General features: G+C 67.5%; 24 protein-coding genes and 1 pseudogene. 14 read left to right on the top strand and 11 right to left on the bottom strand.

All coding sequences use genetic code 11. The features are described 5' to 3' along the window. Nucleotides 1–85: 85 nt before the first annotated feature. The 7 genes from AC27L4_RS00605 to AC27L4_RS00575 form a co-directional block, all read right to left on the bottom strand. The gene (locus tag AC27L4_RS00605) at nucleotides 86–1,540 is read right to left on the bottom strand and encodes a TadA family conjugal transfer-associated ATPase (protein ID WP_487140008.1); all 1,455 of its coding nucleotides are present in this window, start codon (nucleotides 1,538–1,540) and stop codon (nucleotides 86–88) included. A gap of 34 nt (nucleotides 1,541–1,574) precedes the next feature. Beyond that, the gene (locus AC27L4_RS00600; protein ID WP_487140007.1) at nucleotides 1,575–2,819 is read right to left on the bottom strand and encodes a CpaE/TadZ family protein; all 1,245 of its coding nucleotides are present in this window, start codon (nucleotides 2,817–2,819) and stop codon (nucleotides 1,575–1,577) included. Nucleotides 2,820–2,828: 9 nt separating this feature from the next. Then, nucleotides 2,829–3,578 carry a CpaD family pilus assembly protein gene (locus tag AC27L4_RS00595; protein WP_487140006.1) on the bottom strand — a complete coding sequence of 250 codons (750 nt, stop codon included), beginning with the start codon at nucleotides 3,576–3,578 and terminating at the stop codon, nucleotides 2,829–2,831. A gap of 25 nt (nucleotides 3,579–3,603) precedes the next feature. Beyond that, a complete protein-coding gene (locus AC27L4_RS00590; protein WP_487140005.1) occupies nucleotides 3,604–5,088 on the bottom strand; it encodes a type II and III secretion system protein family protein in 1,485 nt (494 codons plus the stop codon). Nucleotides 5,089–5,094: 6 nt separating this feature from the next. Further along, nucleotides 5,095–5,904: a Flp pilus assembly protein CpaB gene (cpaB, locus tag AC27L4_RS00585; protein WP_487140004.1), complete on the bottom strand. Its 810-nt coding sequence runs from the start codon at nucleotides 5,902–5,904 to the stop codon at nucleotides 5,095–5,097. A 114-nt stretch (nucleotides 5,905–6,018) separates the two neighbouring features. Then, the gene (locus AC27L4_RS00580; RefSeq protein WP_487140929.1) at nucleotides 6,019–6,522 is read right to left on the bottom strand and encodes an A24 family peptidase; all 504 of its coding nucleotides are present in this window, start codon (nucleotides 6,520–6,522) and stop codon (nucleotides 6,019–6,021) included. A gap of 261 nt (nucleotides 6,523–6,783) precedes the next feature. Continuing rightward, nucleotides 6,784–6,957 carry a Flp family type IVb pilin gene (locus AC27L4_RS00575; protein ID WP_487140003.1) on the bottom strand — a complete coding sequence of 58 codons (174 nt, stop codon included), beginning with the start codon at nucleotides 6,955–6,957 and terminating at the stop codon, nucleotides 6,784–6,786. Between the two features lie 615 nt (nucleotides 6,958–7,572). Here AC27L4_RS00575 and AC27L4_RS00570 point away from each other — a divergent pair. Together AC27L4_RS00570 and AC27L4_RS00565 are read left to right on the top strand one after the other, a co-directional pair. Continuing rightward, nucleotides 7,573–8,115, top strand: coding sequence for a TadE/TadG family type IV pilus assembly protein (locus AC27L4_RS00570; protein ID WP_487140002.1), 543 nt, complete (start codon nucleotides 7,573–7,575; stop codon nucleotides 8,113–8,115). 10 nt (nucleotides 8,116–8,125) lie between these two features. After that, on the top strand, nucleotides 8,126–8,794 hold the full coding sequence (locus AC27L4_RS00565) for a TadE/TadG family type IV pilus assembly protein (protein ID WP_487140001.1): 669 nt from the start codon (nucleotides 8,126–8,128) through the stop codon (nucleotides 8,792–8,794). Between the two features lie 18 nt (nucleotides 8,795–8,812). Here AC27L4_RS00565 and AC27L4_RS00560 read toward each other — a convergent pair whose 3' ends face one another. From AC27L4_RS00560 to AC27L4_RS00550, 3 genes are read right to left on the bottom strand one after another with little or no spacing between them, the layout of a single operon-like run. Next, a complete protein-coding gene (locus tag AC27L4_RS00560; protein ID WP_487140000.1) occupies nucleotides 8,813–10,030 on the bottom strand; it encodes a phosphopentomutase in 1,218 nt (405 codons plus the stop codon). 8 nt (nucleotides 10,031–10,038) lie between these two features. Then, entirely contained in the window at nucleotides 10,039–11,364 is a 1,326-nt protein-coding gene (gene deoA / locus AC27L4_RS00555; protein WP_487139999.1) for a thymidine phosphorylase, read from the bottom strand. After that, a complete protein-coding gene (locus AC27L4_RS00550; protein ID WP_487139998.1) occupies nucleotides 11,361–12,209 on the bottom strand; it encodes a purine-nucleoside phosphorylase in 849 nt (282 codons plus the stop codon). Before AC27L4_RS00550 ends, deoA begins: the two co-directional genes overlap by 4 nt. 217 nt (nucleotides 12,210–12,426) lie before the next feature. Between AC27L4_RS00550 and fabA the strand changes: the two genes are divergently transcribed. The 8 genes and pseudogenes from fabA to AC27L4_RS00510 form a co-directional block, all read left to right on the top strand. Beyond that, nucleotides 12,427–12,933 carry a 3-hydroxyacyl-[acyl-carrier-protein] dehydratase FabA gene (fabA, locus tag AC27L4_RS00545; RefSeq protein WP_487140928.1) on the top strand — a complete coding sequence of 169 codons (507 nt, stop codon included), beginning with the start codon at nucleotides 12,427–12,429 and terminating at the stop codon, nucleotides 12,931–12,933. Between the two features lie 237 nt (nucleotides 12,934–13,170). Further along, nucleotides 13,171–14,397, top strand: a complete 1,227-nt coding sequence (gene fabB / locus AC27L4_RS00540) for a beta-ketoacyl-ACP synthase I (protein WP_487139997.1) — start codon at nucleotides 13,171–13,173, stop codon at nucleotides 14,395–14,397. Nucleotides 14,398–14,423: 26 nt separating this feature from the next. After that, a complete protein-coding gene (gene fabI, locus AC27L4_RS00535) occupies nucleotides 14,424–15,266 on the top strand; it encodes an enoyl-ACP reductase FabI (protein WP_487139996.1) in 843 nt (280 codons plus the stop codon). Between the two features lie 111 nt (nucleotides 15,267–15,377). After that, nucleotides 15,378–15,695, top strand: coding sequence for a plasmid stabilization protein (locus AC27L4_RS00530; RefSeq protein WP_487139995.1), 318 nt, complete (start codon nucleotides 15,378–15,380; stop codon nucleotides 15,693–15,695). A gap of 14 nt (nucleotides 15,696–15,709) precedes the next feature. Beyond that, nucleotides 15,710–15,967, top strand: coding sequence for a hypothetical protein (locus AC27L4_RS00525; protein ID WP_487139994.1), 258 nt, complete (start codon nucleotides 15,710–15,712; stop codon nucleotides 15,965–15,967). Nucleotides 15,968–16,059: 92 nt separating this feature from the next. Beyond that, the gene (locus tag AC27L4_RS00520) at nucleotides 16,060–16,269 is read left to right on the top strand and encodes a hypothetical protein (RefSeq protein ID WP_487139993.1); all 210 of its coding nucleotides are present in this window, start codon (nucleotides 16,060–16,062) and stop codon (nucleotides 16,267–16,269) included. Nucleotides 16,270–16,520: 251 nt separating this feature from the next. Further along, nucleotides 16,521–17,594 (top strand): ROK family protein, encoded by a 1,074-nt coding sequence (locus AC27L4_RS00515; protein WP_487139992.1) that lies wholly within the window; start codon nucleotides 16,521–16,523, stop codon nucleotides 17,592–17,594. 41 nt (nucleotides 17,595–17,635) lie between these two features. After that, nucleotides 17,636–18,298, top strand: a pseudogene (locus tag AC27L4_RS00510) (HAD family hydrolase); the annotation flags it as partial. Between the two features lie 195 nt (nucleotides 18,299–18,493). Here the strand turns inward: AC27L4_RS00510 and AC27L4_RS00505 are convergent. Beyond that, nucleotides 18,494–20,200: a trimethylamine N-oxide permease gene (locus tag AC27L4_RS00505; RefSeq protein ID WP_487139991.1), complete on the bottom strand. Its 1,707-nt coding sequence runs from the start codon at nucleotides 20,198–20,200 to the stop codon at nucleotides 18,494–18,496. A gap of 508 nt (nucleotides 20,201–20,708) precedes the next feature. Here AC27L4_RS00505 and AC27L4_RS00500 point away from each other — a divergent pair. The 4 genes from AC27L4_RS00500 (at nucleotide 20,709) to AC27L4_RS00485 (ending at nucleotide 26,383) form a co-directional block, all read left to right on the top strand. Continuing rightward, a complete protein-coding gene (locus AC27L4_RS00500) occupies nucleotides 20,709–22,121 on the top strand; it encodes an acyl-CoA dehydrogenase family protein (protein ID WP_487139990.1) in 1,413 nt (470 codons plus the stop codon). A gap of 90 nt (nucleotides 22,122–22,211) precedes the next feature. Next, nucleotides 22,212–22,754, top strand: coding sequence for a flavin reductase family protein (locus tag AC27L4_RS00495; RefSeq protein WP_487139989.1), 543 nt, complete (start codon nucleotides 22,212–22,214; stop codon nucleotides 22,752–22,754). Nucleotides 22,755–22,781: 27 nt separating this feature from the next. Then, the gene (locus tag AC27L4_RS00490) at nucleotides 22,782–25,094 is read left to right on the top strand and encodes a trimethylamine N-oxide demethylase (RefSeq protein ID WP_487139988.1); all 2,313 of its coding nucleotides are present in this window, start codon (nucleotides 22,782–22,784) and stop codon (nucleotides 25,092–25,094) included. A 158-nt stretch (nucleotides 25,095–25,252) separates the two neighbouring features. Then, complete coding sequence (locus AC27L4_RS00485) at nucleotides 25,253–26,383, top strand: aminomethyl transferase family protein (protein ID WP_487140927.1); 1,131 nt, start codon at nucleotides 25,253–25,255, stop codon at nucleotides 26,381–26,383. Nucleotides 26,384–26,400 lie beyond the last annotated feature (17 nt).

The following is a 26,400-nucleotide window of genomic DNA, read 5'->3' as shown; positions in this document are numbered from 1 at the left end:
CGCCGGCAGGTCGAGACCCAAGGCCGGTATCGACATGTCCATGGCGGACACTCCATCGTTCGGGCCCGTGGGCGCCCGGCTCCTGTTACGCTCCGGCGACTTCCGAGGCGTCGAGGGCGGCGGCGAGCCGCTTCTCCTCTCCGTAATAGCGTGCGCGCTCCCAGAACCGCGGCCGGCCGACGCCGGTCGAGCGATGGCGGCCGATCAGCTTGCCGTTGGCATCCTCGCCGAGGAGGTCGTAGACGAACAGATCCTGGGTGATGATGACGTCACCTTCCATGCCCAGGACCTCGGTGATGTGGGTGATGCGGCGCGAACCGTCGCGCAGACGGGCCGCCTGGATGATGACGTCGACCGAGGTCGTCATCATCTCCCGGATGGTGCGCGAGGGCAGCGCATAGCCGCCCATGGTGATCATCGATTCGATGCGCGACAGGCATTCGCGCGGCGAATTGGCGTGCAGCGTGCCCATCGAGCCGTCATGGCCGGTGTTCATCGCCTGCAGCAGATCGAAGGCCTCCGGTCCGCGGACCTCGCCGACGATGATCCGCTCGGGACGCATACGCAGGCAGTTGCGCACGAGGTCGCGCATCGTGACCGCACCGGAGCCCTCCAGGTTGGGGGGACGGGTTTCGAGGCGCACTGTGTGCGGCTGCTGCAGTTGCAGCTCCGCCGCGTCCTCGCAGGTGATGACGCGCTCGTCATTGTCGATATAGTTGGTGAGGCAGTTCAGCAGCGTGGTCTTGCCCGAGCCCGTGCCGCCGGAAATGACGACATTGCAGCGCACGCGGCCGATGATCTTGAGGATCTCGCCGCCCTCCGCCGAGATCGCCCCGAACTTCATCAACTGGTCGAGCGTCAGCTTGTCCTTCTTGAACTTGCGGATTGTCAGGGCCGGGCCGTCGATCGCCAGAGGCGGAGCGATGACATTGACGCGCGAGCCGTCGGGCAGGCGGGCGTCGCAGATGGGTGAGGCTTCGTCGACACGGCGGCCGACCTGGCTGACGATGCGCTGGCAGATGTTCATCAGCTGCGCGTTGTCGCGGAAGCGCACATTGGTGAGCTGGATCTTGCCACCGACCTCGATGTAGGTGCGGTTGGCGCCGTTGACCATGATGTCGGCAATGTCGTCGCGGGCGAGCAGCGGCTCGAGCGGCCCGTAGCCGAGCACGTCGTTGCAGATGTCGTCGAGCAGTTCCTCCTGCTCGGCGATCGACATCACGATGTTCTTGATGCCGATGATCTCGTTGACGATGTCGCGGATCTCTTCGCGGGCGCTGTCGGCGTCGAGCTTGGCGAGCTGCGACAGATCGATGGCATCGATCAGCGCGCCGAAGATCATGCTCTTGGTTTCGTAGTACTTGTCGGGCTTGCGGATTTCCGCCGGCTGGGCCGAGCCCGGCTCGGCCCCCCTCGCCATCGACGCCGCAGGCCTGGCCGGCTCGGGCACCGTCATCCTCGGTGGCGGCGCGGGCGGCGGGGGCGTCCCGGCGAAACCGGGCGCCGGCGTCGAGCCGCTCTTGCCGCGCTTACCAAACATCGCACATCACTCCGCCAATCCGGGCAGGCCCCGCTCAGGCCTTCTTGCGCTGCAGCTTCGAGAAGATCGGCGCGAGCAGGCCACGGCGCGCCCGGCGCATCTCGGCGCGCCCGTTGACGAGCTGCGCGATGGACACGAACATCTCCGCCGTCTTCGAGCCCGCATTCACTTCCGCGATCATCTGGCCGTTGTTGGCGGCGGTGCCGAACATCGCCGGCTCGAACGGGACGACCGCGACCATCTCCGCCTCGAGATTCTTGGCGAAGTCGGCGGGCTTGATCTCCGGCCGTTTCGGCACGCCGACCATGTTGAGCACCAGCTTGGGCGGAGCATCCTGCTGGCGCGCCTGCTTCATGGTGTCGATCAGGTTCTTGGCATTGCGCAGGCTGGCGAGATCCGGGGTTGCAACGATGACGATCTGGTCCGCCCCTGCCAGGATCCGGCGCGACCAGCCCGTCCAGATATGCGGCAGGTCGAGGATGACCGAGGGCACATTGCCGCGCAGGATGTCGACGACGGCGTCGAAGGCTCCTTCGTCGAAATCATAGGCGCGCTCCAGCATCGCCGGCGCCGCCAGCAGGCTGAGGTGGTCGGTGCATTTCGACATCAGGCGGTCGACCAGGCCGGAGTCGACGCGGTCGGGCGCGAAGACGATCTCGGCGATGCCCTGGGGCGGATCCTGGTTGAAATCGAGACCGGCCGTGCCGAACGGCAGGTCCATGTCGACGATGACCGTATCGAGGCCGACGGACTTGGCCACCGCCCAGGCGACGTTGTGGCAGATCGTCGACGCACCGACGCCGCCCCTGGCGCCGATGAAGGCCGTGGTGCGTCCGACAGGATCGGCGCCCGGGGCACGAAAGAGGTCGGAGAGCGAACGCACGAGGTCGAGCGTGGCGACGGGCGCGATGACGTATTCGCTGACACCGCGGCGGACCAGCTCGCGATAGAGCTGCACGTCGTTGATGTGGCCGATGACGACCACCTTCGTACCGGGATCGCAAAATTCCGCCAGCCGGTCGAGGCCGGCGACGAGCTGTTCGCGGCTTTGGGTGTATTCGACCAGGATGACGTTCGGCGTGGGCGCGGCGCGATAGGCCTCCGCCGCAGCCTCGACGCCGCCCATCTGGACCTTGACATGCGCCTTGTCCATGCGCCGGTCGGCCGCGGCGGCCTGGACCGTCTGGGCAAAGTCGGCGGTCTCGCAGAAGGCCTGCAACGACACCCGCGGCAGCGGGACGATCTGCGCCTCGGAGGAAGCGTGCGAGCTTGCGTTCATCGCGATTCCCTACTGCCCCACGCCGCTGAAGATCTTCTCCCTGCCCTGGTCCGGATAGATCGTGACGGTCGCCTCGCCCTTGCTGTACTTGTTGATGACCGTGGTGCGCCGCGCGCCGCTCGAGGGACCTTCCGGCCGGCCGCGGACGAGGTCGAGCGGGTCGGCGACCTGCTGGGCCAGCATGTTCTGGTAGGAGCAGCCGAAATTCTCCCAGGGCTGCCCCTTGTTCTGCCAGCTCTCCAGATTGCCGCCGCCGCCGCCGATGTCGGACGGCCACTGTCCGCAACGGGAGTCCACCTCGGCCTTCAGCATGGTGAAAGCCAGCTTGACCGGCGCGATCGCTTCCGGATCGGCAGGCCGATAGCTCCCGGAGCGGGTCGTGCGCACGCCCGACTCGGCCAATGCGGTCCTGATGCCCTGCAGGGCCCGGCGCGCCTGCGGATCGGTGGTCGGCAGGCCGATCAGCAGCGGCCCCTCGCCGGAGCGGCGATATTCGGCCGCGAAGGCGCGGATGTCGGCTGTCTGCCGCGCCCCGATCTGCCCGACGCCGCCCGCCAGGAAGATATCGATGGAACGGCTGCCGTGAGTCAGCACGATCGGATGCGCCTCGCGATAATTAGCCGGCTCACCTGTGTCGGCGACGATACGGTCCGCGGATGCGCAGGCGGAAAGGGCCAGGGCCGCGAGGGTGGCCGTCAGCCCGGGAACGACAGCACGCCAGGCCTTGGCTGGGCGGCGCTGGGCAGGGGGGGCGGACATGGGGATCTCCGGGATCGGGTGCCGATCAATCGATGTTGAAGCCGTAGTGCCCGACCAGCTTGCCGGTGGGCGCGGGCGCGCCGGCGGCGCCATAGATGCGGTTGAAGCGCCCGAGCAGCCAGGTCGACGGATCGGAGGCGTCGACGTAGCCGTCGGTCGGCATCGGCATGTCCTTGCGCTCGATCGGCTTGGCCAGATAGGCGGTGACCAGGATCATCAGCTCGGTGTCGTTGCGCTGGTAGTCGCGTGACCGGAACAACTGCCCGAGAATGGGGATGTTCATCAGGCCCGGCGTGCCGTTGATGACCTGGCGCATGCCCTGCTGGATCAGCCCGGCGATGACGAAGGACCCGCCGGACGCCAGCTCGACGGTGGTGTCGGCGCGGCGCACGGTGAAGGCCGGCACGGTGATGCCGGTGACCGAGGTCACGCTGTTCTTGGTGTCGATGTCGGACACCTCCGTCGCCACCTTGAGGCTGATCCGCCCCTCGTTCAGGACGACCGGCGTGAAGGTCAGGCCGACGCCGAAGGGCTTGTACGTGATGCCGTCGGTGCAGACCCCGCTGATGCAGCTGAAGCTGCCCCGGATCGGAAACTCGCCACCGGCGAGAAACTTGGCGGACTCGCCCGAGACGGCCGACAGCGTTGGCTCGGCCAGGGTGCGCATGACGCTGGCGCGCTCGAAGGCCTGCATGCTGACCCCGCTGAAGGTCGTGGCTCCGGTGATCGGGTCGATATAGGTCTTGCCGATCTGGCCGATGGTCTTGGTGATGGGGCCGTCCAGCCCGAACGGATTGTCGCTGACGAAGCGATTGTAGTTCCCGCCCCAGGCGTTGATGTTCACTCCGAGCTGCTTGAGGACCTCGCGGTTGACCTCGGACACCGTCACCTTCAGCATCACCTGGTCGCGACCACGGATCGAGATCGAGTTGGCGACGGCGCCGTCCTTACCCAGGAACTGGCTCGCGATCGCGGCAGCCCGTGACGCCTCCTCCGCCGACGCGGCATAGCCGCTGAGCAGGACGCCTTCGTTGAGCTGGCGCACGATGATCTGGCTGCCGGGAATGGCCTCCTGGATCGCCAGGCTGATCGGAGAGATGTCGCGCTGGACGTTGATGTCCATCGCGGCCATCTGCACGCCGACGGCGTCCATGAAGATGATGGTGGTCTGGCCGACCCCCGCGGCGGTGACGAACACCTTGCGCGCCGACCGCACCACCGCGTTGGCGACCTGCGGATTGGCGACAAACACCTCCTTGGCGTCGCGCGGCAGGTCGACCGCCACCGATTTGCCGAGGCCGATGTCGATGCGCCGGGTGCGGTCTCCCTCCGAAGCGCTGATGCGGATGTTGGTCTGGGCGCCGGCCGGCCCCGCAGAGGCCGCGACGGCGCCGCCGGCCAGGGCGGCCGCGACCAGCAGGAGGGACAGGCGCGCCACGATCCCGCGGCCTCGGCCTTTGCTGTCGAGCCCCTTGGGACCCATGGTGTTGTTCTCCTTGTCGGCGGGCATCGGGGATCAGCGAGGCGCGGCGTTGGTGATGCCGTAGCGCACGACGGTGCCGGCACCCATGACGCCCTGTCCGGTCTCGGGCACCACGGCGCCCTCGAGTCCACTGGGATTGGCCTCGGCCAGCGGACGCAGCGTCAGCGAGATCGAGCCCATCTCCTTGCCGAGGGCCAGCACCTCGGTCTGCGGCGCCGTGAGCTCGAGCGTCGCCGTCGAGCCGGCGATGACCTTCTGGCCGTCCTGCTCCTCGAAGCTCTGGTCGATGGCGAGCACCCGGACGTTGCGCAGGATGATCTCGCTGGTCCAGGCATCGACGCCGGTCTGCTTGGTGGTCTCCGGATCGCGGCGGGTCAGGATGACGTCGACCCGGTCGTTGGGCAGGATGAAGCCGCCGACGGCGGTGTCGACCGCGATCTTGGTGGCGACCGCCCGCATGCCTGCCGGCAGGATGGCGGAAAGGAAGCCTGCGCTGTTGGCCTTGACCAGCTTCTGGGCCCGCAACGGTTCGCCGGCGATGAACGGCATGCGGGCGATCGAACCCTTCCAGGTGTCGATCGCGTTCGGGTCGGCCTTTTCGGTGATGTAGGACGGGTTGAGCGACGCCTCCGGCCAGTCCTGCCAGTGCATGTCGCCGGCGCCGAGCGCCGTGCCGATATTGATGTCGTTCGCCGCGACGAGCACCTTGGTGGCCTGGACAGGCGCGGCGACGGGCTCGGGCGGCGGTGGCCGCGGCGGTGGATTCGAGCTCAGGAAGATGTAACCGGCCCCGCCGCTTGCAGCGAGCGCAATGAGCAGAACGGCGATTTGCGCGGTTTTCATCGGCGGGGTCCAGGTCGGCGGGCGGCGCACGCGCCGCTGTCGAACCGATTGGACCAGCCAAAGGTCAATTCATGGTTAACAGGTTGTATCCACGGCGTGCAATATCTGGAAACGTCAGTGCGCCAGGCCCTGCATCCATCCGGTCTCGGGATAGATCAGCAACGCCGCTGCGGCGAGCGCGATGCCGTAGGGGACGCCGGTCCTGCGGTCGTGCAGGCGTGCAATCCAAGGTTGATTTGCGGCGAATTGCGGCAAGGGCATCGAACGCAGCCGCAGCAGGCCGACCGTCAGCAGGCCGCCGAAGACCGATCCGACCAGCAGATACATCAGGACGTGATCGAAGCCGAACCATAGCGCCGTTGCCGCAGCCACCTTCGCATCGCCGCCACCGATCCAGCCGAAGGCGAAGCAGGCGAACGCCGCGACCAGGACAACGGCTCCGGCAGCCGCATGCCAGCCGATCTGCTCAAGTGGCATGCCAACCAACGCGGCAACAACGAAGAAAGCCAGGGAGAGACCGAGCGTGACGCGATTGGAGATCGTCATCCGCAGAAGATCGGAAACGGCCGAGTAGACGATCAGCGCCGGAAACACGAGGAGGACCAGGATTTCGGTCATGTCTTGACTCTTGTGGCGGATCATCAATCTCAAATCATCGATTTTGACGATTGCCATCCGGTAAACGTGTGAGAAATTTCACCTATGGATACCCTGACTCGCCTCCCGCTCGGAACAATCCCCCCAGAGCAGAGCCACCCGCCGCAGCGTTCCTGCGCTGCATAGGGCTCCGACAAACGACGAGGCCTCGCATGAAAGCGAGGCCCCGGGATCGTAGAAGCAGGGCCGGCCGCGTCACCGTTGCGGCCGCCTCCGTCCGCATCAGGTCTTCGGCTTGAGGTTCTCGCCGATCTTGCTGAAGGTGGCGTCGAGCTGCGTGCCGATGACCGTCATGGTGCCGATCGCGACGACTGCGATCAGGGCCGCGATCAGGCCATACTCGATGGCGGTGGCGCCGGACTCGTCCTTCACGAAACGAGCGAGGAGGGAGGTCATGGTGGTGCTCCAGTTTGGTTGTTTTTACAGTACCGGTGTTCGCCCGACCGCCCGTGCCGTCGATCAGTGGAACTGAGGGCAACCATACGTATCAAGCGTTGCAACCAAGTTAATTCGACCGCAGTCAAACTGAGGTATCGATAGGATATGGAAGATAGTTAACGACCCGTTCCCAGAATTCAGCTTCCCTTGACACTGCATTTACAATAATTATCGATAAACATATTGATTAATAATTTAATATATTTAACCCTACGGGGATGTATCGAGTGTATCTATCTCCATTCCTTAAGGAATAGCGAAAATCCCCCAGGGTAACAACCAGCAGAGGACGTTCCTTCTCCGCGTCGATTGCCTTGCAACATAAAGCCGGCAAAGCAATCGGCCATGTCGCGACCTGGGAGCGCACCGCGCCCGGAACAAGCCTGTGTTCGGTGCGACGACGTCCCGTGGCTCATGTCCCGCCGGCTCGGCAGGCCTGGCGCACCCGGTCCCTGCCGTTGACGTAACCGTTTCTCAAAACTTGCCACTCATAACTGCGACAGGCTCGCAGGCTATATCCTGACTACAGATTGTCGAGCAGGGGCGGGCACGATGACGGAACGCAGTCGCCAAATGCGAAAAACGGCCTGGTCCGGGCGTTTCCGCCGCGATGAGTCGGGCGCGGCGGCCGTCGAGTTCGCCTTCATCGCCATGCCATTCTTCGCCCTGATCTTCGCGATCATAGAGACGTCTCTGTCCTTCCTCACCGGTCAGGTTCTGGAGACCGCCGTGCAGGAGGCTGCCCGGCAGGTCATGACCGGGCAGGTGCGCACCGACAAAACGTCGACCGCGGCGAACAAGATCCAGATGGAGAAGTTCAAGACACAGGTCTGCGCCAACACAGGCAGTGCTCTGATCAACTGCGACAAGCTGCAGATCGACGTGCAGACCTATACGACGTTCGGCAGCAGCAATACGAAGCAGCCGGTCACTGGCGGCCAGGTCGCCTGGACGCCGGGCTTCCAGACCGGCAATGCCGGCGACATCGTCGTGGTGCGCGCCGTCTATCCCATGCCGACCTACACCAATTTCTACGGCGCCGGCCTGGCCAACCTCAAGGACGGCACCCTGTCGCTGATGGCGACCGCCGTCTTCCGCACGGAACCGTTCAAGTGAGCCGCATGCGATGACCGGGCCAGGATATTCCAGCCGGCTGTCCGGCATCCTCCGCCGCTTCCACAGGGGCGTCGACGGCGTCGCCATGGTCGAGTTCGCCATGGTGCTGCCGGTCATGCTGCTGCTCTATATCGGCGGCGTCGCGATCACGCAGGGCATCATGACCGACCGCAAGGTCATCCTGCTCAGCGGCGCGCTGGCCGACCTGGTGGCCCGCGGCACGGCCCTGAGCGAGGCCGACGCAAAGGAAATCTTCGCCGCCGCGACGGCCGTCGTGGCTCCCTACTCCGTCGACAAAAAGATCCTGCGGATGAACGTGTCCAGCATCCGCATCAACAACAAGGGCAAGGCCTGCGTCGTGTGGTCCTTGAGCTACGATGCCGCGCCGGGCAGCACTCCGCCGGCGGCCCGCAACACCTCGAGCCCCCTGCTGCTGGCTTCCGGCAGCGACGCGGACGCCCTCGTCCCGGCCGACCTGCGCTCCAGCTCCGCCTACAGCTCCTCCCTCATCCGCTCGAAGGTCGAATACGACTACAAGCCGATCGTCGGGGACAACATCGTTCCCTACCTCTTCCCGATCAAGCTGGGCGAGGTCTTCTTCACCAAGCCGCGCCGGAGCGCCGAGGTGACGTCCTTCAGCGAGACGCGCCCTTCGACCACCGTCTGCAAGGACAGCTGAGTCCGGCCGCGGCGGCCGTCACAGGAAGGCCCGGCCCGCCGACGTCGGCGGCACGCCGAGATGGGCGGCAACCGTCGCGCCGATGTCGGCGAAGCTGTCGCGCCGGCCGATCGTGCCGGCGGCAAGGCCCGGCCCCGCCATCAGCACAGGCACATGCTCACGGGTATGGTCCGTGCCGCTCCAGGTGGGATCGCAGCCATGGTCGGCCGTGACGATGGCGATGTCGCCCGGCCGCAGCTTGCCGAGAAGCTCGGGCAGGCGCCGGTCGAAGGCCTCCAGCGCGGCGGCATAGCCGGCGACGTCGCGGCGGTGGCCGTAGAGCGTGTCGAAGTCCACATAATTGGCGAACAGGAAGCCGCCGTCCGGCAGGCGGTCCATGGCCGCGAGCGTCTTGTCGAAGAGCGCCATGTTGCTCGGCCCCTTGACGATCTCGCCGGTGCCGCGATGGGCGAAGATATCGCCGATCTTGCCGATGGTGATGACCGGCCGGCCGGCCCGTGTCGCAATGTCGAGCACGGTGTCGGCCGGCGGCGGCACGGCGAAGTCGCGGCGATTGGCGGTGCGCTCGAAGCCGGCGGCGGCGGCGCCGAGGAAGGGACGGGCGATGACGCGGCCGATGTTCAGGGCGTCGACGTGGCGGCGGGCGATCCGGCAAAGGTCGAGGAGGCGCTCGAGGCCGAAGGCCTCTTCATGTGCGGCGATCTGCAGCACGCTGTCGGCCGAGGTGTAGAAGATCGGCTTGCCGCTGGCGCGGCTCTCGGCCCCGAGTTCGGCGATGACCTCGGTGCCGGAGGCGTGCTTCTGGCCGAGCACGCCGGGCAGGCCTGCCTCGGCACTGATCGCGGCGATGAGCTGCGGCGGAAAGCAGGGTACGGTGCTGGGGAAATAGCCCCAGTCGAACGGCACGGGAAAGCCGGCGATCTCCCAGTGGCCGGACGGCGTGTCCTTGCCCTTGGAGCGCTCGACGGCATAGCCCCAGCGGCCGGCCGTCGCCACGCCGCCCAGGCCCGGCGGCAGGCGCCCGGTGGAGGCTTGCGCCGCCTTGCCGAGGCCGAGAGCGGCCAGGTGCGGCAAGGCAAGCGGCCCGGCGCGCAGGCCCGGACGGTCGGCCCGCCCGGCGGCACAGGCCTCGGCAATATGGCCGAGCGTGTCGGAGCCGGCATCGCCATAGGCGGCGGCGTCGGCCGCAGCGCCGATGCCGAAGGAATCCATCACCAGAACGAAGGCACGCGCCATGGCCGATCCTATCCTTCGATGCGTTCGAGGACGGGAGGCAAAGCGGCCGCCCCAGCCTCGCCGACCGCGTAGGCTGCGCGCAGGGCCGCGGCGGCAGCTTCGGCCGCCGCCTCGCCGCGGGCATGCACCAGAGCGAGCGGCCGGTCGGCCCCGACCTCCTCGCCAAGCGCCGCCAGCTCGGTGAAACCGACGCCGTGGTCCACAGCGTCCTGCGGCCGGGTGCGACCGCCGCCGAGAGCGACCACGGCAAGGCCCACGGCGCGGGCGTCGATAGCCGCCACCCGGCCACCGGTCTCGGGCCAGACCCGGCGGACGACGGGCGCGGCGGCGAGATGGCGCTCGGGGTGCTCGACGATGTCGGCCGGGCCGCCGAGCGCCGCCGCCATCCGGGCGAAGCGCTCGGCCGCGGCGCCGGAGGCATAGGCCTTCTCCATCTTGTCCCGCCCCTCCTCCAGGCTGGCGGCAAGGCCGCCGAGGGCCAGCATCTCCGCGCCCAGCGCCACGGTGACGTCGTGGAGGCGTGGATCGCGACGGGCGCCGGTGAGGAAGTCGATGGCGTTGCGCACCTCCACGGCGTTGCCGGCGGCGCTGGCCAGCGGCTGGTCCATGGCGGTGATCAGGGCGGTGGTCGGCAGGCCGGCGCCGGTGGCGACGCCGGCGATCGATCCGGCGAGCTCGCGCGAGCCCTCCAACGTCGGCATGAAGGCGCCCGAGCCTGTCTTGACGTCCATCACCAGGCCCTGCAGCCCGGCGGCGAGTTTCTTGGACAGGATCGAGGCGGTGATCAGCGGCACCGATTCGACCGTCGCGGTGACGTCACGGACGGCGTATACGGTCTTGTCGGCGGGGGCGAGGTCGGCGGTCTGGCCGATGATGGCGGCGCCCGCCTGCCGCACCACCGTGCGGAACAGGGTGTTGTCGGGCTGGGTCGCATAGCCGGGGATCGAATCGAGCTTGTCGAGGGTGCCGCCGGTGTGGCCGAGGCCGCGGCCGGAGATCATCGGCACGAAGCCGCCGCAGGCGGCCACCGCCGGGGCAAGCATCAGGCTGACATTGTCGCCGACGCCGCCGGTCGAATGCTTGTCCAGCACCGGGCCGGGCAGGTCGAGGTCGCGCCAGTCGAGCACGGTGCCGGAATGGGTCATGGCGCGGGTATAGGCGACACGCTCGGCCATGGTCATGCCGCGGAAGAACACCGCCATGGCAAAGGCGGCGACCTGGGCGTGGGTGACCGCGCCGGACACCAGGCCGGCGACGAAGGCTTCGATCTCCTCATCCGACAGCACATGGCCGTCGCGCTTGCGGCGGATGATCTCCTGCGGGAGGCGGGTCATGGCTGGAAGTCCGTCAGGAAGCCGCGAATCAGCGCCGTCATCCTCGCCGCGCCCCGCAGGGCCACCGCCTTGGTCTGGGCGTGGGAGATGGTCTCGCGCTCGTCCATGCCGGCGCCGAAATTGGTGGCCATGGCGAGGGCCGCGACCCTGAGGCCGAGGCGGCGGGCCAGGATCACCTCGGGCACGGTCGACATGCCGACCAGATCCGCCCCCAGGATCCGCGCCATGCGGATTTCGGCCGGTGTCTCGAAGCTCGGGCCGGAATACCAGGCATAGACGCCCTCCGGCAGGTCGAAGCCGGCCGCTGCGGCCGCTTGCCGCAGCCGTGCCCGCAGCGCCGGATCATAGGCATCGACCATGTTGACGAAACGGGTATCCGAGGGGTCGCCGATCAGCGGGTTGAGGCCCGACCAGTTGATGTGGTCGCTGAGGGCGACGACGCTCGCCGGCGGAATGTCGGGCCGCAGCGAACCGCAGGAATTGGTCAGCAGCACCGCCGAGGCGCCGAGCAGAGCCAAGGCTTCCAGCGGCACGCGCATGGCGTTGGGATCGCCGTGCTCGTAATAATGCGAACGTCCCTGGAAGATAGCGACGCGCCGGCCGCCGAGGCGGCCGACGACGAGGCGGCCGGCATGTCCGGTGACGCCGCCGGCCGGGAAATGCGGGATATCGGCATAGGGGACGGTGCATGCGTCCTGCGCTTCCTCAGCCAGGCTGCCGAGGCCGGTGCCGAGGACGAGGCCGAGCGCGACGGGCTCATCGCCCGCCGCGTCGCGGATGGCGGCGGCCGCAAGGCGGGAGGCTTCGGCGGACCGAGGATGCAGCAGTTCCGATGAAAATGGCATGGCGCCTCCTTCGCGCGAAGGATAAGGGCGCCGCACGGCGTGTCAAAGCGGGCATTCCCCCTTGCCGATGGTATTCGGGGCGGGTGGCGCTCCCTACCCCATCTTGCGCCTTGCGTGCTTCCGGCCCGGCGTCCCATATGTTAAGGGATCCGCGTTTTCGCAGCCGGCGCCCACCCTTCGGCTCGAATATGACAGGCGGATGAAGGACTTTGACGCGATGGCGGATCGCCGCTCCAGTTACGATTACGAAGCCCTCCTCTCTTGTGGGCGCGGCGAGCTCTTCGGCCCCGGCAATGCGCAGCTCCCGCTTCCGCCGATGCTGATGTTCGACGAGATCACCGAGATTTCCGAGGATGGCGGCGCGAACGGCAAGGGCCATGTGCGCGCCACGCTGACCGTAAAGCCCGACCTCTGGTTCTTCGGCTGCCACTTCAAGGGGGATCCGGTGATGCCCGGCTGCCTCGGCCTCGACGCGCTGTGGCAGCTGACCGGCTTCTTCCTCGGCTGGCTCGGCCAGCCCGGCCGCGGCCGGGCGCTCGGCGTCGGCGAGGTCAAGTTCTCCGACCAGGTGCTGCCCACCGTCAAGCTGGTGGAGTACGGCGTCGATTTCAAACGCGTGTTCAAATCCAAGCTGGTGCTCGGCATCGCCGACGGCTGGCTGAAGGCGGACGGACGCACCATTTACGAGACCAAGGACATGCGCGTCGGCCTGTTCCAGGCGTGAGCGGGGACTTCCGGACCTGCTCGCGCTTGTGACTCTGAGCAGCATTGATTTTGCGTTGAAAATGCAAAATCAATCGTGGCGGAAGCTGCCTGGGCGCGGGCCTCGGTTCTCGTCCGCGCAGTCCTGCCGGGCCTCGGCCGGCGGCGGGATTTCCGGATGGCGGCGCAAGCCGTGCCCGGGCTTACTCGAAGTCCCGCACCGCCGGGATCGTCACTGTAGACTTTGGAAGGGGCCGTCATGAGACGCGTGGTCGTCACCGGCATGGGCATCGTGTCGTCGATCGGCAATTCGACGCAGGAGGTTTTGGCCAGCCTGCGCGAGGCGAAATCCGGCATCGGCCGGGCGGAGGACTACGCCAGGCTCGGCTTCCGCTGCCAGGTGCACGGCGCGCCGACACTCGACCCGTCCGGCCTGATCGATCGCCGGGCCATGCGTTTCCACGGCGGCGGCACGGCCTGGAACCATGTCGCGATGGACCAGGCGATTCGCGATGCCGGCCTCGAGGCGGACGACATTTCGAACGAGCGCACCGGCATCATCATGGGGTCCGGCGGCCCCTCCACCAGGGTGATCGTCGAGAGCGCCGACAAGACCCGCGAATCCGGATCGAGCAAGAAGGTCGGCCCCTTCGCCGTGCCCAAGGCGATGTCCTCCACCGCCTCGGCCACCCTCGCCACCTGGTTCAAGGTCAAGGGCGTCAACTATTCGATCTCCTCGGCCTGCGCGACCTCCAACCATTGCATCGGCAACGCCTACGAGATGATCCAGTACGGCAAGCAGGACGTGATGTTCGCCGGCGGCTGCGAGGAACTGGACTGGACGCTCTCGGTGCTGTTCGACGCCATGGGCGCGATGTCGTCCAAGTTCAACGACCGCCCCTCGACCGCCTCGCGCGCCTATGACCGGAATCGCGATGGCTTCGTCATCGCCGGGGGCGCCGGCGTGCTGGTGCTGGAGGAGTACGAACGCGCCAAGGCGCGCGGCGCGCGCATCTACGGCGAGATCGCCGGCTATGGCGCGACCTCGGACGGCTACGACATGGTGGCCCCCTCGGGCGAGGGCGCCGTGCGCTGCATGCGCCAGGCCCTGCAGGGCGTGAAGGCCAAGGTCGATTACATCAACCCGCACGCGACCTCGACCCCGGTGGGCGACGAGAAGGAGATCGAGGCGATCCGCGAGGTGTTCGGCTCCGGCGACGCATGCCCGCCGATCGCGGCGACGAAATCGCTCACCGGCCATTCGCTCGGCGCCACCGGTGTGCAGGAAGCGATTTATTCACTGCTGATGATGAACAACGGCTTCATTTGCGAGAGCGCCCACATCGAGGAACTCGATCCGGCGTTCGAGGACATGCCGATCGTGCGCAGCCGCATCGACGATGCCAGGCTCGGCTGCGTGCTGTCGAACTCGTTCGGCTTCGGCGGGACGAATGCGACGCTGGTGATGAAGCACGTCGACGCCTGATCGAACCCGGAACCATCGAGGACAGGATGCAGGGCCTGATGCACGGCAAGCGCGGCCTGATCATGGGCGTCGCCAATGATCATTCGATCGCCTGGGGCATCGCCAAGACATTGGCGGGTCACGGCGCGACGCTCGCCTTCACCTACCAGGGCGAAGCCCTGAAGAAGCGCGTGCAGCCACTGGCGGAAAGCGTCGGCTCCTCGTTGCTCTACCCCTGTGACGTGGAGGACATCGCCTCGGTCGACCGCCTGTTCGAAGGCGTCGCCGCCAACTGGGGCTCGCTCGACTTCCTGGTGCACGCCATCGCCTATTCCGACAAGGGCGAGCTCAAGGGCCGCTATGCCGACACGACGCGCGACAATTTCTCGCGCACCATGGTGATCTCCTGCTTCTCCTTCACCGAGATCGCCAAGCGCGCGGCAGCGCTGATGCCGGCCGGCGGGTCGATCGTGACGCTGACCTACGGCGGCTCGACCCGCGTGATGCCGAACTACAACGTCATGGGCGTCGCCAAGGCTGCGCTGGAAGCCTCGGTGCGCTATCTCGCCTCGGATTTCGGCCCGCAGGGCGTCAGGGTCAACACCATCTCGGCCGGGCCGATCCGCACCCTGGCGGGCGCGGGCATCTCCGATGCGCGGCTGATGTTCAACTACCAGCGCCGGCACGCGCCCCTGCGCCGCACCGTGACCATCGAGGAGGTCGGCGGCGCCGCCCTCTACCTCCTGTCCGACCTCTCCTCCGGCGTCACCGGCGAGATCCATTTCGTCGATTCCGGCTACAACATCATCTCCATGCCGCACCCCGAAGCGCTCAAGGTGCAGGACGCGGCCGAGGAAAGCGCGGAGCGGGCGCAGGCCGCCGCCGAATAGGCGGTCGGGCGCTTTCCGCCCGACCTCACCGGCGCGCGCAGGTCGCCCGCCGCGGAACCTATGGCGCCTGCGGCCGTTTCGTCGTCATGACCCGACGAACGGAGGCCCGCCATGTCCCGCGGCGACAAGTCCAGCTACACCGACAAGCAGGTCCGCAAGGCCGACCACATCGCCGACAGCTATGAGGAACGCGGCGTGCCGGAGAAAGAGGCCGAGCGCCGGGCCTGGGCGACCGTGAACAAGGAAAGCGGCGGCGGAAACAAGAGCGGCTCCGGCCGCGGCAAGCCCGACACCACGGTTTCCGCACGCAAGGGCGGCAAGCTGGGCGGCGCTGCGGCGGCGCGCCGGTCGGCGGCGGCGCGGTCGGCCGCGGCGAAGAAGGCCGCCGCCACCCGCAAACGCAACGCCGAGCGGCGGGCGCACGCCTGACGCCGGGGGCAGCCATGACGGAACGCACGCACCGTCCCGGCAAGACCGACAGCCCCATCCGGCACTTCTCCAAGCCACGCGAGGTGCTGGGTGATTCCTCCCTGTCGCTGCGCCAGAAAAGACAGGCTCTCGATACGTGGGAGATCGATGCCCAGGCGCTGCAGCGGGCCGAGGACGAGGGCATGGGCGGCGGCGAGCCGGCGAGGCTGATCGATACCCTCGAGGCCAAGAAGGCCATCGCCGCCCGCGGCGCCCTGCCGAAGGCGAAATGACCATCCGCAGCTGAGCGGCCGCAACCGACGCCGGTCGGCGCCGGCAACGGCCTTTCGCATCCCGACACTCCGACCGAAAGGAGGAGACCGCCATGCCCGTCATCGACAAGGTCGACCCGCCGATCATCGAGCCCGACAAGGTCCAGCCCGCCCCGCGTGACGGCCGCGATGATCCCGTCGTGGTGACCGCGGACACCGCTCGCCAGGGACCCGCAGGCCGCAGGGTGCTTTACGTCGTCGCGGCCGGAACCATCGGCGCCCTGCTGGTCCTCGCCCTGGCCTATCTCGCCTGGTTCGGATGAGCGCCCGCTGCGAACCGGTGCTGGGCCGGTCGAGATGGCTCGAGCAAAGCGTGTTTCGGTGGAAACACGCCCTGCTCCAACGCCTCGTTTCGACGCGTCCTTGCGACTTGGCGCGATCCGTCAAATCGCAAAGCGCCTCAGGAACTTCCCTTCGGGCACCGACGTTGCTGCGCCATGGACGTCCATACCCGCTGCGGTGCCGGTGCGCCGTGCCGGTCCGGGGCGATCCGCCCTCCCTCATCAAGGCCCGCATGACGATGACAGCACCGAAGATCCCCCGCTCGGACCATCTCGTCGTCCATGGCGCGACGGAACTGCCCACGGTACGGATCGACAGCTACAATCTGGAGCTCCGCGACCGGACCGGCTTCATCGGCGACCGGGCGACCAAGGGCGCCTTCGCCGACAAGCTCGACGACCTGCGCAAGCAGTTGCGCAAGGCCGGCGCGGACCCGCTGGGAAAGCCCGCGACCGACACGCTCGGCAAGAAGCAGCTCGACGCCCTGCTGACCAAGGGCGATGCCGATGCGGCCGCCGCCCTGCATGGCGCGATCGAGGCCTTCGCGCAGGATCTGGCCGAAGTCATCCGTCGCTTCCTGCGCACCGAAGGGTGGGCCAAGGTTCGGCGCATCGCCGTCGGCGGCGGCTTCAGGGACAGCCGGATCGGCGAGATCGCCATCGCCCGGGCGGCCGGGCTGCTGAAGACCGGGGGCCATCCGGTCGAGCTCGTGCCGATCCGCCATCACCCCGACGAGGCCGGGCTGATCGGGGCGGTGCATCTGATGCCGAGCTGGATGCTGACCGGCCACGACGCCATGCTGGCCGTCGACATCGGCGGCAGCAATATCCGCGCCGGCGTGGTGACGCTCAATCTCGGCAAGGCAGACGATCTCGCCAAGGCCGCCGTATGGAAATCCGAGCTCTGGCGGCATGCCGACGACGAGCCGAGCCGCACCGCCGCGATCGATCGCCTGGTCGAAATGCTGCAGGGCCTGATCGAGGCCGCCACCGACGAGAAGCTGACCCTGGCGCCGCTGATCGGCATGGGCTGTCCGGGCGTGATCGAGGCGGACGGCTCGATCGCCCGCGGCGGCCAGAACCTGCCGGGCGGCAATTGGGAGAGCGACAGCTTCAACCTGCCCGCGGCCCTGACCAAGGCGGTTCCGGCGATCGACGGACAGGCGACCATGGTGGTGATGCACAACGACGCCGTCGTGCAGGGCCTGTCGGAACTGCCGTTCATGCAAGACGTGCCCCGCTGGGCGATCGTGACCATCGGCACCGGCCTCGGCAACGCCTGCTACACCAACAGGGAGACGCGATGACACTGCAGGAACAACATGCCGTGCAACCGCGCGGCAAAGTCATGCATGTCCTGGCCCTCGCCACGGATTATGACGGCACCATCGCCGCCGACGGCGCCCTCGGCGGCGAGATCGTCGCCGCGCTCGAACGCCTGAGAGCCTCGGGGCGCCGGCTGCTCCTGGTGACCGGCCGCGAGCTCGACGACCTCAAGCAGGTCTGCCCGCGGCTCGACCTGTTCGATCTGGTCGTGGCGGAAAACGGCGCGCTGCTCTACGAACCGGCGAGCAAGACGGAAACCACGCTGGCCGAGCCCCCGTCCGCGGCGCTGGTGGAGCGCCTGAGGGCGGCCGAAGCGCCGGGCCTCTCGGTCGGCCGCTGCATCGTCGCCACCTGGGAGCCCTTCGAGGCCGTGGTGCTGCAGGCCATCCGTGATCTCGGGCTGGAGCTGCAGATCATCTTCAACAAGGGCGCGGTCATGGTGCTGCCGACGACCGTCAACAAGGCGACCGGTCTCAAGGCGGCGCTCGAACGGCTGGCGCTGCCGGCGCAGGCGGTGGTCGGCGTCGGCGACGCCGAGAACGATCATGCCTTCGTCAAGGCCTGCGGCTGCAGCGCCGCGGTCGCCAACGCCATCCCGGCGCTGCGTAACGAAGTCGACATCGTCACCGCCGGCCATCACGGCGCGGGCGTCGCCGAGCTGATCGACCGGATCATCGCCACGGATCTGCGTGACATCGCCATCGTCCCCCGGGACCATCCGGCGAGAGCCGAGCCGCCCGTCAGTGCCTGAGGAGCCGGACCGACCGGTGAGGCAAGGGCCGAGGTCGGTGGCGGCCGGGACGTCGGAAAAGGGCTCGGCCATGCCTGGCCGAGCCCTGTCGCTGCCGGCGGCGGCGCCGCCGGCCCAAGGCGTCTTGCCTCAGGAAAGCACGAAGAACCAGTTGGCGAGCAGCACCACGACCAGGCCGGCCACCAGCGTCAGGTAGGGCAGAACGCCCGCCTTCCTGTTCTTGAGATCTTCCTGCTTGAGGCCGAGATCGTCCAGCATGTGCTCCGGGAACTTGCCGCCGTCCTGGACGAAGTGGCGGAAGCAGAACACCGGGATGATCAGGGCGGCCGTGATCAGGCCGGCCCAGAGCGCGATCGGGTTCCAGATCTTGGCGCCGGCCCCCATGAACACCGCATTCACATAGGCGAAGATCGTGCCGACGCCGAGCAGCCAGGTCGGCGCACGCCAGGGCCGGCGGATATGGCCGTTGTCGATACGATGGATCCAGCCGGAGTTCAGGTTGAGGAAGTTGAAGATGATGTAGCCGCAGTTGGAGATGGCCAGGATGAAGAAGAAGCTCGTCGCATCGGAGCTGGCGATCGCCAGGACGAACAGGTTGACGATCAGGTCGGTCCACATCGCCCGCGTCGGCGCGCCATGCGAGTTGACATGGGTGAGATAGCGCGGCAGCCAGCCGTCGACCGCCCCCTGGTAGAGCGTGCGCGAGGAGCCGGCCATGGCGGTCATGATCGACAGCATCAGGGCCAGGATCATCAGCATCACCATCAGATTGGTGGCGAGCCCGGTGCCGCCGACCATCTTGCCCATGGCGTCGGCGACGCCGGAGCCGTCGACGATTGTCGGGGCCAGCATGCCGGTGAGCCCGAGCACGCCCTGGAAGGTGAACGGCACCAGGGTATAGAGCAGCAGGCAGAGCAGGCCGGAATAGAAGATGGCCTTGAAGGTGTCGGTGCCGGGATCCTTGAACTCGGAGGTGTAGCAGATCGCCGTCTCGAAGGCGTAGGTCGACCAGGCGGCGATGAACATGCCGCCGAGCACGAGCGTCCAGCCCGTGATGTTCCAGGAGCCGGGCTCGGCCACGCCGGCGGCGGCCAGCGGCACCAGAGGCGAATAATTGGCCCAGTCGATCTGACCGGTGAGGATCGGCACCACGCCGACGATCAGCATCGGGACGATCACCAGGAGCCCGATGATCTTCTGCACGCTGGCCGTGCCGAGAATGCCGCGATGCTGGATGGCGAAGGTGATCAGCATCAGCACCGCGCCGATGAAGAAGGTGGCGTTGAGCGAGAAGCCGACCGGGCCGAGCGTGTGGCTGAACAGCGACCACTCCCGGATCGCCGGCGTCGCGGCCGCCGTCACCGCCGCCACTGCATCGGCCGGCGCGGTGCCGGCATGGGCCGCGATATATTGCAGCACCTCCGGCGAGGTCTCGGTGAAGGCGGGGATCGGCGCCACCGCGTTGAGCATGTAGGCGGCGGCGATCGAGCAGCCGAGCGACAGCACCGGCGACCAGGCGATCCAGTTGCACCATACCGACAGCGGCGCGATGAATTTGGAATAGCGCAGCCAGGCCGTGGCACCGTAGACCGAGGCGCCGCCGGACTTGTTCGGGAACAGGCCGGCGATCTCGGCATAGGTGAAGGACTGGATGAAGCCCATCATCATCGACAAGGTCCAGATCAGGAAGGCCAGCGTCCCGGCGTTGCCGGCGATGCCGCCGATCGAGAACAGGACGAGTGCGGGCACGCCGCTCGCCACCCAGAAGGCGCCCTTCCAGTCGATGTGGCGGAGAAGCTGCTTGTCAGCCTCTCCGCTGATGGTTGTTGCTGTCATTGCTCACGATCCCCTCGATCATTGATCTCGATTCGCCGGATTGCGCAGTCCCTCCGGCCCCCGCGGGACTTTCTGGGTGGCCCGTCGCTCCGGTTTCTGGTTGCTTGCCAGGGCGATGGCGTCCCGCAAATCGCCGGCGGCGGCCCGCAGGCCGGCCCCCGATCGTTGCGATCGACCCGATTTCGGCAGGAGACGACAGCCCGCCGATTCACCATCCATCCCGTCTTTTTCCTGAGAGTGAAGATTGCCACAGAGATCCGGCCCGTCAAACACTTTGTTCACCTGACGCTGCGGCAGATCCGGGCCGACATGGCCACGCAGCCGACGCCGCACCCCTCCACACGCATTGCATGCACTATGAAATATGACAACCGGAAGTTGCCGAATCTGTCGGTTGCGAAAATTTCCTGCTGGACAAACTTGTTTCTTCACTGGAAACTCTCCAACCTGGAAACGGACGAAGTTCCGGACAAGAAGACGTTCACCTCCATCGAAAGGGAACTGGTCGATGTCGGCAACCAAGCAATGGGGCGGGGAGCCCTTCTCGGGTCTGGGCTTCGAGTGGGATCCGCAATGGGTCCTCACCGACCGGCAGAAGGAGCTCCAGGCCAAGCTGATCGAGCTGTGCCAGAGCGATCTGCGCATCAATGCGGTCGAGAGCGACAAGAACCGCATCTATCCGCGCAAGAACTTCCAGGTCCTGGCCAAGCATGGCTTCCTCGGCCTGATCGTGCCCAAGTCTCTGGGCGGCATGGGCGAGAACCACACCGCCGCCGCGATGGTGGTCGAGACCATCGCCCGCTACGGCTGTGCCTCCACCGCGATGTGCTACACCATGCACACCGGCGCCGTCGCCGCCGCGCTGCTGCGCCACCACGACAATGATGCGGTCAAGGACATCATGCGCCGTATCGACAAGGACTGCCTGATCGGCACCCTGTCCTATTCCGACCCGGAAACCGGCTCGCATTTCTGGTACCCGATCTCCTCCGGCGCCGAGGAGACCAAGGACGGCTGGCACGTCAAGAAGAAGGCCTCCTGGACCACGTCCGGCGGCTTCGCCGACTGGTACATCGTCCAGACGACCAGCCCGAACTTCAACGGCAACTATGCCGATCTCTCCTGCTTCCTGATCCTGGGCGACGAGGCGAGCTACGATCCGGCCAACTGGAACGGCCTGGGCCTGCGCGGCAACCAGTCCGGCCCGCTCGAGATCAACAAGGTGGTGCCGCGCAACCGGCTGGTCGGCCCGATCGGCGACGGCGCCCGCTCCAACGACGAGGTGGTCGATCCGTTCTTCCTGCTCTGCTCCTCGGCCTGCTGGAGCGGCATCGCGCTCGGCATGATCGACATCGCCAAGGCGCACACCACCCGCAAGACCCACAAGGACGTCGGCATGCGCGTTGCCGACTATCCGACCATCCAGGACTATGTCGGCGAGGCCATCATCGACACCAACGTGGTGCGCTCGATGGACTTCATGATCGCCAAGGCCCTGGACGACGCTACCGGCAACTGCGACTGGTCGATCCACAAGGACGACCTGATGGTGCTGCCGCGCTCGGGCCTGCTGCACTGGCTCTGGCAGCTCAAGTTCGCCGCGGCCAAGAACGTCGCACATGTCTCGGACAAGATGCTGCACGCCTGCGGCGGCACCGGCTACAAGCCGGAACTGCAGATCGAGCGCTATCTGCGCGACGGCAAGGCCGGCTGGGTGATGGGCCCGACCAACGAGGTGCTGCGCCAGTTCGTCGGCAAGGCCTCGCTGCTCGGCTTCGAATCCCTCGATTACTGGAACACCTCGATCAACGAGCGTGTGCTCAACAACGAGATCAAGAAGATGGACGCCGAGACCAAGCGCGCCCTGGCCGAGCGGCTGCTGTCGGAGGCGGCGCCGGCTCCGGCCAAGAAGAGCGCTTGACCGCCGCCGGGCGGATGATGAACGACTGACAAATGGCGCTCGGGGCGGGAGGGATGCCGTCCCGAGGCTTCACCAATCGGAGGGTTCGCCATGACCCATCTCGCCTCGGTACGCGCCATGACCAACGGTTCTGTTCCCAGCCATGCGACCGTCGATCCCGCGGTGTTCCGCGGCGCGCTCGGCCTGTTCGCCACGGGCGTGACCATCGTCACCGCGTCGCATCCGACCGCCGGCTTGATCGGCATCACCGCCAACTCCTTCAACTCCGTCTCGCTCGACCCGCCGCTGGTGCTGTTCTCGGTCGCCAACGCGGCCCGCAGCCTGGCGGTGTTCCTCGAGGCCCCCAGCTTCGCCGTCAACGTGCTCCGGCAAGACCAGAAGACGCTCTCCGGCCGCTTCGCCCGGCAGGGCGAGGACAAATGGTCGGGCGTGTCGTTCACGCCCGGCCGCTTCGGGGCGCCGATCCTGCCCGACACCATGGCGGCGTTCGACTGCGTGCACTACGCGCAATATGAAGGCGGCGACCATCTCATCATCGTTGGCCGGGTGGTCGGCATGGAGCACAATGTCGAGGGCGACCCGTTGCTGTTCTATCGCGGACGCTACCGTTCGCTGGGCGACGAAATCGCCTGAGCCGCCCGTTTCGCTGGGAGAATCGCCATGACCCCGCCGCCTTCCGCCGAACTCAGGGCGCCCTCGAACGCCGACGACGTCGTGCGTGTCCGCGGCGGCGCGGCGCAGGTGTTCGCCCTGGCCAAGGGCGACCGCCTGCGCGCCATCGACATCGAAGGCGGCCAGAGCGCCGTGTTCTACGCCTTCGCCGCCGACGGCCGGGACGGGGTGGCGGTGCTCGGGCTCAAGGCCGACCATGCCGGCGCCCTGCCGGATCTGCTCGCCGCCAACGAGAACGCCGAGGCCGTGCGCCATCGCCTCACCGGCCACGACCTCGCCGGGGCCGCGGGCGTCGCCCTCTCCGGTCCGCAGGCTGCGCCCGGCGAGGCGCTGTCCCTGGTCGCGCCCGACGCCCTGACCTGCCTCCTGGTGGTGCCGGCCAGGCCCTCCACCGCGGACGAGGTGGCGCCGGCCACCGAATATGCCGTCGAGATCGCCCGCGCCGAAGGGGCAGCCCGCAGCGGCGGCGAGCCGGCGGCGCCGCTGGCCGAGCCGCTGCTCGACATCCGCGTCCTGGCGGCCACCGCCCAGACCTACCGGGTCAAGGCCGGGCAATACATCCAGATCATGGATATCGACGGCCGCCAGTGCTCGGATTTCCTGGCCTTCGACGCCGCCCTGCTGGAAGAGGGCGTGGAATGCGGGCTCGATTCCACCGCCACCCGCACCCTGACGGGCCGGGCCTATCCCGGTCCCGGCCTGTTCTCGAAGTTCTTCGACCAGCGCATGCGGCCGATGCTGGAGGTGGTGCAGGACACCTGCGGGCGGCACGACACCTTCGCCCTTGCCTGCACCGCCAAGTACTATGACGACCTGGGCTATCCCGGCCACGACTCCTGCTCGGAGAACTTCAACAAGGTGCTGGGGCCGCTCGGCCTCGCGACGCGGCCGGGCTGGCCGGCGATCAACTTCTTCTTCAACACCACGGTCAACCATGACGGCACGCTCGGGGCGGACGAGCCCTGGTCGCGGCCGGGAGACTATGTGCTGATGCGGGCGCTGACCGACCTCGTCTGCGCCTCATCCTCCTGCGCCGACGACGTCGATCCGGCCAATGGCTGGAACCCGACCGACATCCAGGTCCGCGTCTATGACGCGAAGCACGAATTCCCGAAGGCGATCGCGACGCGCATGACCCCCGACTCTCCCCCCGTCTTCACCAAGGAGACGGCGTTCCACGCCCGCATCGCGCCGCTGTCCCGGCGGATGGCGGACTATCGCGGCTACTGGCTGGCGAACTCCTTCCTGGCCGACGGCGCCGTGGCCGAATACTGGGCCTGCCGCGAGAAGGTCGCCGTCATCGACCTCAGCGCCCTGCGCAAGTTCGAGGTGCTCGGGCCCGACGCCGAGGCGTTGCTCGACCTCGCCGTGACACGCGACATCACCAAGCTGTCGGTCGGCCAGGTGGTCTACACCGCCATCTGCTATCCGCATGGCGGCATGCTCGACGACGGCACGGTGTTCCGCCTCGGACCGCAGCAGTTCCGCTTGGTCTGCGGCGATCCCTATGTCGGCGTGCATCTGCGCGAGCTGGCCCGGACCAGGGGCTTCAACGCCTGGGTGCGCTCCTCCACGGACCAGCTCCACAACATCTCGGTGCAGGGGCCGAAGAGCCGCGAGCTCCTGGCCAAGATCATCGTCACGCCGCCGGCCCAGCCGAGCGTCGGGGAACTCGGCTGGTTCCGCCTGACCATCGGCCGCCTCGGTCATCCCGGCGGCCCGCCGGTGGTGGTCTCGCGCACCGGCTATACCGGCGAGCTCGGCTACGAGATCTGGTGCCATCCCCGCGACGGCGTGGCGCTGTGGGACGCGGTGTTCGAGGCCGGCAAGCCGCTCGGCGTCACGCCCATGGGGCTCGAGGCGCTCGACATGCTCAGGATCGAGGCCGGCCTGATCTTCGCCAACTACGAATTCTCCGACGAAACCGACCCGTTCGAGGCCGGCATCGGCTTCGCCGTGCCGCTGGTCTCGAAGAAAGGCGACTTCATCGGCAGGGAGGCGCTGCTCAAGCGCAAGGCCGAGCCGCAGCGGAAGCTGGTCGGGCTGGTGCTGGAAGGACGCGAGATCGCCCATCACGGCGACCACGTCTATGCCGGCCGGGCCCGGGTGGGCGTCGTCACCTCCGGCATGCGTTCGCCGATCCTCGACCAGACCATCGCCCTCGCCCGCGTCGACGTCGGCTCGGCCGCGATCGGCACGGAGCTGGAGATCGGCAAGCTCGACGGCCACCAGAAGCGGTTGAAGGCCAAGGTGGTGCGCCTGTCGCATTACGACCCGGACAAGACCAGGGTGCGGGCCTGAACGCCCCTCCGCGGCGCATCCGGCCCCAGGTCCGGACGCCGGCCCCTCCGGCAGAGGGGATGAATCGCCGGAGACGCCGCCGTCGCGGCGCCGGTTTGGATGAGCAAGGCAGGGCTCGCATGGGCCCCGCCAGAACGAGGGGACAATCGATGAGCGTGATGTCGTGGCGGCGTTCGCCGCTGGCCGGGCGGCACAGGGCCCTGGGCTCCAGCCTGGAAGACTGGAACGGGATGGAGACCGCCTGGACCTACACCGCCAGCAATCTCCCCGACGAGCACGAGGCGATCCGCACCAAGGCGGCGCTGATGGACGTGTCGGGCCTGCGCAAGGCGCATCTGGTCGGGCCGCATTCGCATCAGGTGCTGCAGCGTCTGACCACCCGCGACGTGCGCAAGATCTACCCGGGCAAGTCGGTCTATGCCTCCGTGCTGACCGACGGCGGCAAGTTCGCCGACGACTGCATCCTCTATCGCACCGGTCCGAACTCCTGGATGACGGTCTACGGCTCGGGCACCGGCCTGGAGGACATGGGGCGCGAGACCATCGGCAAGAACGTCGCCGTGCTGTTCGACGACGACCTGCAGGATCTGTCGCTGCAGGGGCCGGAGGCGGTGAACTACCTCGCCAGGCACGTGCCGGGCATCCGCGACCTCAAATATTTCCATCATCTGCAGACGACGCTGTTCGGCAAGCCGGTGATGATCTCGCGCACCGGCTATACCGGCGAGCGCGGCTACGAGATCTTCTGCCGGGCCGAGGATGCCGTCGAGATCTGGGACACGATCCTGGCCGAGGGCAAGGCGATGGGCATCGTGCCCGCCTCCTTCACCGCGCTCGACTGGCTGCGGGTGGAGAGCTACCTGCTGTTCTACCCCTATGACAATTCGCAGATGTATCCGTTCGAGAACGAAGGCCCCGGCGACACGCTGTGGGAGCTCGGCCTCGACTTCACGGTCTCGCCCGGCAAGACCGGCTTCCGCGGCGCCGAGGAGCATGCCCGCCTGAAGGGCAAGGAGCGCTTCAAGATCTTCGGCGTCCTGGCCGACACCGACAAGGTGCTCGACGCCGGCGACGAGCTCTGGGCCGACGGCAAGAAGGTCGGCATCGTCACCTGCGGCATGTATTCGCGCCTGACCAAGCGCTCCATGGCGATTGCCCGCATGGCGGTCGACGTGGCCCGCATGGGCGCCAAGCTGGAGGTGAAGGGCAAGGGGGGCGCGTGCTCGGCCATCGCCCATCCCATCAACTTCGACGACCCGCAGAAGAAGAAGCGCACGGCGGTGGGCTGAGGCCCGCGGCGCGGCGG

The organism is Labrys sp. Lb11, assembly GCF_057554225.1.
Note: the sequence above shows the minus strand (reverse complement) of the source record. Positions and strands in the feature narration are given on the sequence as shown.

Coding starts and splice junctions, on each gene's coding strand:
- AC27L4_RS00605 (WP_487140008.1), bottom strand. CDS start 1,540: ATGTTTGGTAAGCGCGGCAAGAGCGGCTCGACGCCGGCGCCCGGTTTC.
- AC27L4_RS00600 (WP_487140007.1), bottom strand. CDS start 2,819: ATGAACGCAAGCTCGCACGCTTCCTCCGAGGCGCAGATCGTCCCGCTG.
- AC27L4_RS00595 (WP_487140006.1), bottom strand. CDS start 3,578: ATGTCCGCCCCCCCTGCCCAGCGCCGCCCAGCCAAGGCCTGGCGTGCT.
- AC27L4_RS00590 (WP_487140005.1), bottom strand. CDS start 5,088: ATGCCCGCCGACAAGGAGAACAACACCATGGGTCCCAAGGGGCTCGAC.
- cpaB (WP_487140004.1), bottom strand. CDS start 5,904: ATGAAAACCGCGCAAATCGCCGTTCTGCTCATTGCGCTCGCTGCAAGC.
- AC27L4_RS00580 (WP_487140929.1), bottom strand. CDS start 6,522: ATGACCGAAATCCTGGTCCTCCTCGTGTTTCCGGCGCTGATCGTCTAC.
- AC27L4_RS00575 (WP_487140003.1), bottom strand. CDS start 6,957: ATGACCTCCCTCCTCGCTCGTTTCGTGAAGGACGAGTCCGGCGCCACC.
- AC27L4_RS00570 (WP_487140002.1), top strand. CDS start 7,573: ATGCGAAAAACGGCCTGGTCCGGGCGTTTCCGCCGCGATGAGTCGGGC.
- AC27L4_RS00565 (WP_487140001.1), top strand. CDS start 8,126: ATGACCGGGCCAGGATATTCCAGCCGGCTGTCCGGCATCCTCCGCCGC.
- AC27L4_RS00560 (WP_487140000.1), bottom strand. CDS start 10,030: ATGGCGCGTGCCTTCGTTCTGGTGATGGATTCCTTCGGCATCGGCGCT.
- deoA (WP_487139999.1), bottom strand. CDS start 11,364: ATGACCCGCCTCCCGCAGGAGATCATCCGCCGCAAGCGCGACGGCCAT.
- AC27L4_RS00550 (WP_487139998.1), bottom strand. CDS start 12,209: ATGCCATTTTCATCGGAACTGCTGCATCCTCGGTCCGCCGAAGCCTCC.
- fabA (WP_487140928.1), top strand. CDS start 12,427: ATGGCGGATCGCCGCTCCAGTTACGATTACGAAGCCCTCCTCTCTTGT.
- fabB (WP_487139997.1), top strand. CDS start 13,171: ATGAGACGCGTGGTCGTCACCGGCATGGGCATCGTGTCGTCGATCGGC.
- fabI (WP_487139996.1), top strand. CDS start 14,424: ATGCAGGGCCTGATGCACGGCAAGCGCGGCCTGATCATGGGCGTCGCC.
- AC27L4_RS00530 (WP_487139995.1), top strand. CDS start 15,378: ATGTCCCGCGGCGACAAGTCCAGCTACACCGACAAGCAGGTCCGCAAG.
- AC27L4_RS00525 (WP_487139994.1), top strand. CDS start 15,710: ATGACGGAACGCACGCACCGTCCCGGCAAGACCGACAGCCCCATCCGG.
- AC27L4_RS00520 (WP_487139993.1), top strand. CDS start 16,060: ATGCCCGTCATCGACAAGGTCGACCCGCCGATCATCGAGCCCGACAAG.
- AC27L4_RS00515 (WP_487139992.1), top strand. CDS start 16,521: ATGACGATGACAGCACCGAAGATCCCCCGCTCGGACCATCTCGTCGTC.
- AC27L4_RS00505 (WP_487139991.1), bottom strand. CDS start 20,200: ATGACAGCAACAACCATCAGCGGAGAGGCTGACAAGCAGCTTCTCCGC.
- AC27L4_RS00500 (WP_487139990.1), top strand. CDS start 20,709: ATGTCGGCAACCAAGCAATGGGGCGGGGAGCCCTTCTCGGGTCTGGGC.
- AC27L4_RS00495 (WP_487139989.1), top strand. CDS start 22,212: ATGACCCATCTCGCCTCGGTACGCGCCATGACCAACGGTTCTGTTCCC.
- AC27L4_RS00490 (WP_487139988.1), top strand. CDS start 22,782: ATGACCCCGCCGCCTTCCGCCGAACTCAGGGCGCCCTCGAACGCCGAC.
- AC27L4_RS00485 (WP_487140927.1), top strand. CDS start 25,253: ATGTCGTGGCGGCGTTCGCCGCTGGCCGGGCGGCACAGGGCCCTGGGC.